This window comes from Streptococcus sp. A34 (genome assembly GCF_043674115.1).
Lineage (GTDB): Bacteria > Bacillota > Bacilli > Lactobacillales > Streptococcaceae > Streptococcus > Streptococcus suis_V.
The window spans coordinates 1-9,446 of sequence record NZ_JBIMJM010000054.1 but is presented as its reverse complement, the minus strand read 5'-3'; the positions used below and the strand labels follow the sequence as shown (position 1 = coordinate 9,446).

Below are 9,446 nucleotides of genomic sequence, written 5' to 3'. Positions count from 1 at the left end.
CTTGTAAATAGAAAAAGGTTCCAGAGTCGACAGGACTTTGGAGCCTTTTTCAATATACTTTGTTATGGGGCGCTTACGATAGGATTCCCTATTTTAAGAATCCTTGATGGGAGGACCAATGCAAAAAGTAGCCCTAAAGCTACTTTGGATGTGTTGTATGCTCTATTATAATGTGGACTCGCTACCGCAAGTCCTTATCTCCAACTTCAGTTGGTGAGAGTTCCTGCGAAACTCCTAGCTACATATCGTTTTCTTACAGAAAACGACGAGCGTGGAAGGAATGGAATTGTTATAAGATTATAAAGAAGAGCGACTGCCGTCGCTCTCTATTTCCAACGTCGGTTGGAGATTTTTTGGCTTTTAGCAAACTCATGTTTGCTAAATTGCCAAAAATCTAACCAACCGACCCCTCCATCTCATAGGCAATCAGTCTGTTGAGTTCGACTGCGTATTCCATTGGGAGTTCTTTGGTGAATGGTTCGACAAAGCCCATGACAATCATCTCTGTGGCTTCGGATTCGGAGAGGCCGCGGCTCATGAGGTAATAGAGTTGTTCCTCTGAGATTTTTGAGACTTTGGCTTCGTGTTCCAGGGCCACTTGTGAGTTATGTATTTCATTAAATGGAATGGTATCTGACTTGGAAATATCATCCATGATAATGGTATCGCACTCGATGTGGCTGATAGATTTTACCGAGTTTTTGGCAAATGTAACCTGACCACGATAGTTAACCTCACCGCCACCGCGGGCGATGGATTTAGACACGATAGATGATGAAGTGCGTGGAGCATTATGGATCATCTTGGCACCCGTGTCTTGGACCTGACCTTTATTGGCAAAGGCTATGGACAACATAGTTCCACGCGCGCCTTCTCCTTCCAGATAAACGGCCGGGTATTTCATGGTCGTCTTAGCACCAAGGTTTCCATCAATCCACTCGACCGTAGCATTTTTCTCTGCGCGAGCACGCTTGGTTACGAGGTTATAGACATTGTCAGACCAGTTTTGGATGGTTGTGTAGCGCATGTAGGCACCTTCGTGGGCAATGATTTCCACAATAGCAGCGTGGAGACTCGCTGTTGAGTATGTCGGAGCCGTACAGCCTTCTACATAGTGAACACTTGCTCCTTCATCCACGATGATGAGAGTACGTTCGAACTGCCCTGTTCCTTCATTGTTAATACGGAAGTAGGTTTGGAGTGGAATATCCAGCTTGACACCTTTTGGTACATAGATGAAGGTCCCACCTGACCAAACCGCTGAGTTAAGGGCAGCCAATTTGTTGTCTGAAGGCGGGACAAGTTTCCCAAAGTATTTTTTGAAGAGCTCTGGATGCTCCTTCAAAGCAGTATCGGTATCGGTAAAGATGATGCCGTGCTTATCATACTCTTCCTTCATGTTGTGGTAGACAACTTCAGACTCATACTGGGCAGAAGCACCTGCCAGGTAAGCACGCTCAGCTTCTGGAATACCGATGCGTTCAAAGGTTTCTTTGATTTTGTCTGGTACATCATCCCAGCTACGTGCCGGTTTATCCGATGGTTTTTGATAGTAAACAATATCATCAAAATCCAGTTCAGATAGGTCTGCACCCCAAGTCTGCATAGGCATTTTCTTGAAGGTCTCATAGGACTTGAGACGGAATTCCAGCATCCATTCAGGCTCGCCTTTGATACGTGACATTTCACGAATGACTTCTTCGCTCAACCCCTTACCAGTTGAAGCCACCAGTTCCACGTTCTCATCATGGAAACCGAATTTATATTCCCCAAGATCAATCGGGGTTGGTTCAATTCTTTCTTCTGACATAATATAAGATACTAAGCCCTATAAATCTTGGGCCTGTTCAGTTCAGTTTACTTAACTAAACCAAACAATCCTTTCTGTATTATTTGTTTATTCTTAGCTGACATGTCTGTCCATCGCCTTTTTGAGGGCATTCCAGGATAGGGTCGCACATTTAATTCGCTGTGGGAATTTGGCAACACCCGCTAGAAGCGCGGCATCTCCCAATTCTTTTTGCTTGTCGTCTTGCTGACCTTGGACCATTTGAGAAAAGACTTCCGCCAGTTCTTGGGCTTGGTCCAGACTCTTTCCGAGAACGGCCTCTGTCATCATAGAGGCCGAGGCTGTGGAAATGGTACAGCCGACACCATCAAAGGCAATGTCTGTGATGACATTATCCTCGATTTTGACAGACAATTCAATAACATCGCCGCAGGTGGGATTGTGCAATTCAAGCTTTTCGACTCCTGAGAGGCTACCATGATGGCGAGGAGATTTGGAATGCTCTGACACAACGGCCATATAGAGCGAGTCTAACCTAGATAGGGCCATTGAAAAACTCCTTTGTTTTGAGCAAGGCATCGACCAACTTGTCGCAGTCAGCCTTGGTATTGTAAATATAGAAACTTGCCCGAACAGTCGCCGGCACCTGCAGATAACTGAGAAGCGGTTGGGCACAATGATGACCTGCTCGAACAGCAACGCCTTCATAATCCAAGGCAGTCGCCACATCGTGTGGGTGCAAATCATCCAGATTAAAGGCAATCAAACCTGTCCGCTTACTGACGTCCTGGCTACCGTAAATGGTCAAGCCGGGAATGGCCTGCAATTTTGGCCAGATGTAAGCAATCAATTCTTCCTCGTGCTGCTGGACATGCTCCATGCCGATGTCATTTAAGTAATCAATGGCAGCTGCAAGTCCGACAGCACCCGCAATATTAGGTGTCCCCGCTTCGAATTTCCAAGGTAGTTCCTTCCAAGTTGCGTATTGTTCATAGACAAATTCAATCATTTCACCCCCGAATTCGACAGGAGACATTAGTTCTAACAGTTCTTGTTTGCCATAGAGGACGCCAATACCGGTTGGTCCCAACATCTTGTGCCCTGAGAAGGCAAAGAAATCTACGTCCAAATCCTGCACATCAATAACCATATGCGGAGTTGATTGGGCACCGTCCACTACCAAGTAGGCACCGACCGCGTGCACCAGCTCTGCTATTTCCTTAATGGGCGCAACTGAGCCCAAAACATTGGAAATATGGGCTAGAGAGACAAACTTGGTCTTTTCAGACAGGACTTCCTTCAGGACGTCCATGTCGAGCTCGCCATTTTTCAAGGTAACATAGCGGAGCTTTGCCCCTGTTTTCTGGCAGGCCTGCTGCCAAGGAATGATATTGGAATGGTGCTCCTGAACCGAAATGATGACCTCGTCGTCTGCTTGGAGAAGATCTCTAGCAAACTGAGCCACCCAATTGAGCCCCGTCGTCGTTCCTCGGGTAAAGAGGATCTCCTTGCTAGACTTGGCACGGATAAAATCAGCTACCGTCTGGCGCGCCGCCTCATAACGGGCCGTTGAGCGCTCAGACAAGGTATGCACTCCACGGTGGACATTGGCATTGTCCTTCTGGTAATAGTCTGCCAAGACATCCAATACCTGCTGCGGCTTTTGCGTCGTTGCGGCATTATCCAGATAAACCAGCGGCTCATCATTAACAATTTGATCTAAAATGGGAAAATCTGATTTACACTCTTCTAACATGACTATCCCTCACTTCTTTATCATTTTTTCAAAGCGGAAAACTCCCTGTGGAAATTGTTCCAGCATATCCTGTTCCTCTTTCCCTTCCAAAAACATTACTTTATGGAAGGCATTGAAGTATTCAACAATGCGAAAACCGCATCGATTGACATAGAAATGGATATTGCGTTGGTCATAGTAAGGTGTGATGGTTTGCCAAACCTTGACCTGTGGAAAGGTCGCTTCCACCACTTGCCAGGTCGCAAATCCAATGCCTCGGCCATGGACTTCTGGTGAAGTAAACAGGGTTTCTAGTTCTCCCTGTTCACCATCTAAGACGAGAACAAGGCCGCCTACTCGCTGATTTTCCAGTACTATCCAGTAGGCTTGTCCATGTTCCAAAGACATGAGAACCGTTTCACGCGCTATGACCTGGCCTTCCTCCTCGAAGAAGGTATGGCGTTCTCCTAATTCTTCCAAAGCTCCGAAGTTAAACGATACTTGATTTGCTAGGATAAACGTATCCCAATCCGACTTGGCAAGGGGTTCTAATGTAACTTGAATCTTTCCTTGTTTCATCTTAGCGTTTTGACAAGCTATCTTCAATCACATCAATCATCTGGTCGCGGACTTCCTTGACTGGGATTTCTGTGATAACAGCTCCCAAGAACCCACGGATGACCAGACGCTCGGCTGTCGCGCGATCCAAACCACGGCTCATGAGATAATACATATCCTCTGGGTCCACCTGACCGATAGAAGCTGCGTGACCGGCCGTGACTTCATTCTCATCAATGAGAAGGATTGGGTTAGCGTCGGAACGCGCCTTGTCAGACAGCATAAGGACGCGGCTTTCCTGCTGGGCATCTGCTCCCTTGGCACCACGAATAATGTGTCCAATGCCGTTGAAGGTAAGAGTACCACTTTCCAAAATAACCCCGTGTTGCAGGATATGACCGACCGAATTATTGCCGTAGTTGGTCACGCGGGTATCGACACCCTGAACCTGACGGCCAGCTGACAGGCCGACCACCTTGAGATTAGCATGGCTACCATTTCCCTTGAGGTCTGCATCCAAGTCAGCGACGACATTTCCTTTGTTAAGGAGGCCAATGGCCCAGTCCACGCTGGCATCGTTGCCAATGGTCGCACGGCGAGTCAAATAGGTATCCAGGTGCTGCCCCAAGCGGTCAATGGCTGAGAACTTAATCTGGCTTCCTGCCTGGGCAATCACTTCGACCACAATGTTGGCAGAGGTTTTCACCGCGTCGTCGCCAAGGCTCTCAAATCGTTCTAAATAATTGAGCTTGGTGTTCTTGCCTGCGATAATCAGTACGCGCTTGTTAAAAGCCACGCCACTTGTCGCGTCTTGGTAGAAAATACCTTCGACAGGCTGGTCAATTTCAACATTATCCGGAATGTAAAGAACGGCTGTCGAGTTGAAATAGGCTGTGTTGTAGGCTGCCAATTTGTGTTCATCAAATGGAACTGCTACACCGAGGTATTTCTCAATGACATCAGGAATGACTTCCAAAGCCGAAGTGAAGTCTGTAAAGACTACTCCTTTTTCGACAAGGTCTGCTGGTAATTGTTCCAAAAGCGTCTGGCTACCGACTTGCACCAGCATAGGATTGTCACCTAGAACTGTGAAATCCGGTACGTTTCCTACTGCATCGTTGATGGCTAAACTGCCGTCACCCAAATTCCAACGGTGAAATTTTACCCGCTCGATAACTGGCAAGTCCAGCTCTGCTATTTTCCCAAAAGCCGCCAAACGTAGGTCTGTCAACCATGTTGGCTCGGCCTGTTGGAGTGAAAATTCTTGTATCAATTCTTTGGTCATAGGTTCCTCCAAAGACTTAAATGTCATCTTCTTTGTAGTCGATGCCAAGCTCAGCAGCTACCTTAACATAGCCTTCTTTTTCCAAGCGTTGCGCCAATTCAGGGCCGCCTGACAGGACGACACGACCTTCCATCATGACATGGACCACATCAGGCGTGATGTAGTTAAGCAGGCGTTGGTAGTGGGTGATAATCATGGCACCAAAACCTTCGCCACGCATAGCGTTGATGCCTTTTGATACGACCTTGAGGGCGTCAATGTCCAAACCTGAGTCAATTTCGTCCAGAAGGGCAAAAGTTGGCTCCAACATGAGCAATTGCAGGATTTCGTTGCGTTTTTTCTCACCACCAGAGAAACCTTCGTTGAGGTAACGCTCAGCCATTTCCTCTTTCATATTGAGGAGTTCCATTTTCTCGTCCAACTTGGTGATGAAGTCGCGGACGTTGATTTTATCCTCGTCTTCCTTGCCAGCATTCATAGCTGCACGGAGGAATTCTGCATTGGTAATACCCGGAATTTCAGATGGGTACTGCATGGCCAAGAAAAGACCCATACGAGCGCGCTCATCCACTTCCAATTCCAAGATATTGACACCGTCAAAGAGGACTTCCCCTTGCGTCACTTCATAGCTTGGATTGCCCATGATGGCTGCTGAAAGGGTTGATTTACCGGTACCGTTTGGTCCCATGATGGCTGCAATTTCACCTGTTTTGAGGGTCAAATTGACACCCTTGAGGATTTCCTTGCCTTCAATTTCCACATGAAGGTCTTTGATTTCTAATACTGACATGGTATGCTCCTTTATTTTTCTGTCCTGTCCCTTATACATGCTGGGAAAAACTGCCCAGGCAGCTCCCCCCCCTTGACGCACATAAAATCTCATTGTCTGGAAATTTTAATGAACAGTATCTATCATAGTATATCAAAAAAAGAGCCAATCGGCTCTTTCCATGTTTCTAGACTTAATCTTTCTTCTGATTTCTCCGAATAATTCGTTTTTCTTTCCAGTCTGCTATCCGTTCTTGTCGATAGCCGCTGTTGCCAATAAAGCGCAGAAGATTGAGGAGGGGCGTTCGATTTTCACCGAAAATACCGATGAGTTCACAAAAGAGAACCAAGCCAAATCCTGCAGATAAGATCAACAATACACCGCCGACACGACTGGACACATTGAACAAGAGGGAAATCAATGAGAATAAAAAGGAAATCCCATAGATAACCAAGACTGTTCCCCGATGGGTCAAACCCAGGGACAGGAGGCGATGGTGGAGATGCATCCGGTCTGCCTCATAGATTTTCTTACCAGAAAGGGTTCGACGAATAATGGCCACAACCGTATCTGTAATCGGTACTCCCAGAATAATCATGGGCGTCACAACAGCAACAGCGGTCGAATTTTTCAGACCTTGGAGGGACAAAACACCAATCATAAAGCCGATAAAGAGGGCTCCCGTATCACCAAGATAGATAATGGCCGGATTGTAATTATAGGGCAGGAACCCGACAATCGCAACAACCAAGACAAATAAGGTCAAGGTCAAATAAATCTCGCTCTCCACCAGGAAGAAATAGGAAACCAGGCCCATGGTGGTCAGCGAAATAATCGATACCCCTGAAACCAGCCCGTCCAAGCCGTCAATCAAATTAACCGCATTGGTAATGGCTACAATCCAGAGCATGGTGAGGAAAAAGGACAACCAGGTCGGAAACTCAATATAGGGGCCACCAAAAGGCAGTTTAAAGGCATCAAAATGGAAATCCGTGAAGAACCAAATGACTAGGGCCGCAGCTGTTATCCCAAGGAATTTGGGCAAAGGACTGAGCTCCTTGATATCATCCACCAAGCCTGTCACCACCACCATACCACTCGCCAGAACCAAGGGAAGAACGTAGTCAAAATAGGTTCCCTTATGGCTCACATAGGTAACGATTTGCGGTAGAAAGAAGAGAACCGCAGCCGAAAAGGTGATAAAAATAGCTAGGCCACCAGCCGTTGGCATGGGTACCTTATTAATTCTGCGGGCATTTGGATGGTCCACCGCCCCAATTTTAAAAGCCAGAAAACGGATCAAAGGCGTCAGAATGACCGAGGTAATCAAGGTTCCAATCAGGATGAGGACATATTTCAAAGCAAAAGGCATCATGCAAGACTTACCTTCTTCAATTCCTCAACAGCGGCCAGAGGCAACAAGACCTGGCCATGCTCCTGCAGAACAGGACGGGTCACGGTAGAGTCGTCCGTGTACTCCAACATTCTAGACAGGAGGTAATCTGGATAATCTGCGGAACGGTCACTCACATCCAAGAGGACAGTCATAAAGTAGTCATCGTTCATCTTGTAGAGCTCTGATTCTTCAAAATCCACATCGATGGCCTGGGCGAATTGAACCACTTCCTGCACATTCGCAAAGTGCAGAACATAGTAGATATAGGGCTCTGCCTCTTCTTCAGCCTCTATATCTGCCAGACGCTGTACCGCATCCTTGTCATAGGCGCTCTTATCTTTCAGGTTTTTCTCCAAAGACTGAAGAAAATCCGCCGGCGTCATCTGACTGACCTCATCGAGATTGTCAAAGTCAGCCAAGTCCTCAAAGTTGATGTGCTTATCAATCTCTGACTTGGTTACAAAAATATCGACCTTGTCAGGCTTGGGCGTTACGCGAAAACTGAGCATGCCACTTTCTCGAAAGGTCAGGGGCAACTCCAATTCATCTAAAACAGAATAAAAGAATTCCTCCGTCTTCTCATGGGGGATAAGAAAATCCGCAATCTCCATGCCTCTTTCTTCCAAATCATCTAATAGAATAGTGATTTTCAAGGTCGAATCACTAATTTGTTTTACTTTCATACTTACCTCATACATCTGCCTAGATTTTCCAACAAATAGGCCACATTCTCATACAAATCTCTCACCATTATACTAAATTGCCGTCGGAAAAACAAAAGAAAAGCAGGACAGCCTGCTTTTAGGAAATAAACTTCAAGAAAGAATAAACCAATAGAATGGCCCCCAGGATAATCCGATAGTAACCAAACACTGTAAAATCATGTTTCTTCACATAATCTGTCAGCATCCGGATGACAACGACAGAAACAAGATAGGCCGTTAACGATGCGACCAAGAGAATCAAGACCTGTTCAAAGTTGAGCGTATTGCCGTCGATAAAATACTTGACCGCCTTGAGCCCGCTATAGCCAAACATGGTAGGAATAGCCAAGAAGAAGGTAAAGTCAGCTGCCACCGAACGACTGGTCCCAAGAATAATGGCCCCCAAAATCGTCGCCCCAGAACGGCTAGTCCCTGGAATAATGGCCAAAACCTGGAAGAGACCGATAAACAGAGCCGTCTTATAAGGCATGGACGGCAAGTCCGTCACTGTAGGCTGGACTCTCTTATTGCGCTCTTCAATCCAGATAAAGGCAATACCATAGACAATCAAGGCAATGGCGATGGGCACCATAAAGTTGAAGTGGGCCTCAAACCAGCTATCAAAGGGCAGGGCCACCAAGATGGATGGAATACAAGCAATGACAACCTTGGCCCATAGCTGCCAGGTCAACTGAATCTCACGCTTGCTTTTGCCAGGCTGGAAAGGATTAAGGCGATGGAAATAGATGGTCATAACAGCCAAAATCGCCCCCAACTGGATAACAATGTTGAACATCTCCACAAAGCTATTCGACTGGTTGAACTGAATAAATTCCTGGACCAAAATCAAATGACCAGTAGAGGAAACTGGCAACCATTCCGTAATTCCTTCAACAATGCCTAAGAAAATGGCTTTCAATAATTCGATAAACATAGGATACTCCTTTTAAGAACCTGCATTGACCAGCGAGCGATACCATAGGAAAGAGATAACTTGCTCACCAGGGACTTTTTTATAAAAGATACTTTTATTTCTTTAAAACCAATCATGCTCTAGATACTTTAGACATTATACCACAAAAGATGAGAGAAACAAAGAGCCAAATATAAAAGATACTTTTATTTCTTTAAAACGCTAAATTCTCAAAGTAAGTTCTAGTCTGTCTTAAAAACTGGAAATTAGACTGAGACAAGGAAATAAGGTAGAACT

At 46.0% G+C, this 9,446-nt stretch carries 9 protein-coding genes; all 9 read right to left on the bottom strand.

The window, feature by feature from the left end; translation table 11 throughout:
- Nucleotides 1-394: 394 nt before the first annotated feature.
- The 9 genes from sufB to ACHBGV_RS09840 all read right to left on the bottom strand — a co-directional run bounded on the left by sufB (nt 395) and on the right by ACHBGV_RS09840 (nt 9,170).
- On the bottom strand, nt 395-1,810 hold the full coding sequence (gene sufB / locus ACHBGV_RS09880; protein ID WP_394736247.1) for a Fe-S cluster assembly protein SufB: 1,416 nt from the start codon (nt 1,808-1,810) through the stop codon (nt 395-397).
- A gap of 93 nt (nt 1,811-1,903) precedes the next feature.
- The gene (gene sufU / locus ACHBGV_RS09875) at nt 1,904-2,338 is read right to left on the bottom strand and encodes a Fe-S cluster assembly sulfur transfer protein SufU (protein WP_125266147.1); all 435 of its coding nucleotides are present in this window, start codon (nt 2,336-2,338) and stop codon (nt 1,904-1,906) included.
- On the bottom strand, nt 2,325-3,545 hold the full coding sequence (locus tag ACHBGV_RS09870; RefSeq protein ID WP_394736246.1) for a cysteine desulfurase: 1,221 nt from the start codon (nt 3,543-3,545) through the stop codon (nt 2,325-2,327). The genes sufU and ACHBGV_RS09870 overlap by 14 nt, the downstream gene beginning before the upstream one ends.
- Before the next feature lie 9 nt (nt 3,546-3,554).
- On the bottom strand, nt 3,555-4,103 hold the full coding sequence (locus tag ACHBGV_RS09865; protein ID WP_394736245.1) for a GNAT family N-acetyltransferase: 549 nt from the start codon (nt 4,101-4,103) through the stop codon (nt 3,555-3,557).
- Nucleotide 4,104: 1 nt separating this feature from the next.
- Nucleotides 4,105-5,367 (bottom strand): Fe-S cluster assembly protein SufD, encoded by a 1,263-nt coding sequence (sufD, locus tag ACHBGV_RS09860; protein ID WP_394736244.1) that lies wholly within the window; start codon nt 5,365-5,367, stop codon nt 4,105-4,107.
- Nucleotides 5,368-5,383: 16 nt separating this feature from the next.
- Complete coding sequence (gene sufC / locus ACHBGV_RS09855) at nt 5,384-6,157, bottom strand: Fe-S cluster assembly ATPase SufC (protein WP_105111544.1); 774 nt, start codon at nt 6,155-6,157, stop codon at nt 5,384-5,386.
- A gap of 172 nt (nt 6,158-6,329) precedes the next feature.
- Nucleotides 6,330-7,511 (bottom strand): undecaprenyl/decaprenyl-phosphate alpha-N-acetylglucosaminyl 1-phosphate transferase, encoded by a 1,182-nt coding sequence (locus ACHBGV_RS09850; RefSeq protein WP_172079644.1) that lies wholly within the window; start codon nt 7,509-7,511, stop codon nt 6,330-6,332.
- Entirely contained in the window at nt 7,508-8,215 is a 708-nt protein-coding gene (gene mecA / locus ACHBGV_RS09845) for an adaptor protein MecA (protein WP_394736243.1), read from the bottom strand. The genes ACHBGV_RS09850 and mecA overlap by 4 nt, the downstream gene beginning before the upstream one ends.
- A gap of 118 nt (nt 8,216-8,333) precedes the next feature.
- Entirely contained in the window at nt 8,334-9,170 is an 837-nt protein-coding gene (locus tag ACHBGV_RS09840; RefSeq protein ID WP_394736242.1) for an undecaprenyl-diphosphate phosphatase, read from the bottom strand.
- Nucleotides 9,171-9,446: the final 276 nt, after the last annotated feature.

Coding starts and splice junctions, on each gene's coding strand:
- sufC (WP_105111544.1), bottom strand. CDS start 6,157: ATGTCAGTATTAGAAATCAAAGACCTTCATGTGGAAATTGAAGGCAAG.
- ACHBGV_RS09840 (WP_394736242.1), bottom strand. CDS start 9,170: ATGTTTATCGAATTATTGAAAGCCATTTTCTTAGGCATTGTTGAAGGA.
- mecA (WP_394736243.1), bottom strand. CDS start 8,215: ATGAAAGTAAAACAAATTAGTGATTCGACCTTGAAAATCACTATTCTA.
- sufD (WP_394736244.1), bottom strand. CDS start 5,367: ATGACCAAAGAATTGATACAAGAATTTTCACTCCAACAGGCCGAGCCA.
- sufB (WP_394736247.1), bottom strand. CDS start 1,810: ATGTCAGAAGAAAGAATTGAACCAACCCCGATTGATCTTGGGGAATAT.
- ACHBGV_RS09870 (WP_394736246.1), bottom strand. CDS start 3,545: ATGTTAGAAGAGTGTAAATCAGATTTTCCCATTTTAGATCAAATTGTT.
- ACHBGV_RS09850 (WP_172079644.1), bottom strand. CDS start 7,511: ATGATGCCTTTTGCTTTGAAATATGTCCTCATCCTGATTGGAACCTTG.
- ACHBGV_RS09865 (WP_394736245.1), bottom strand. CDS start 4,103: ATGAAACAAGGAAAGATTCAAGTTACATTAGAACCCCTTGCCAAGTCG.
- sufU (WP_125266147.1), bottom strand. CDS start 2,338: ATGGCCCTATCTAGGTTAGACTCGCTCTATATGGCCGTTGTGTCAGAG.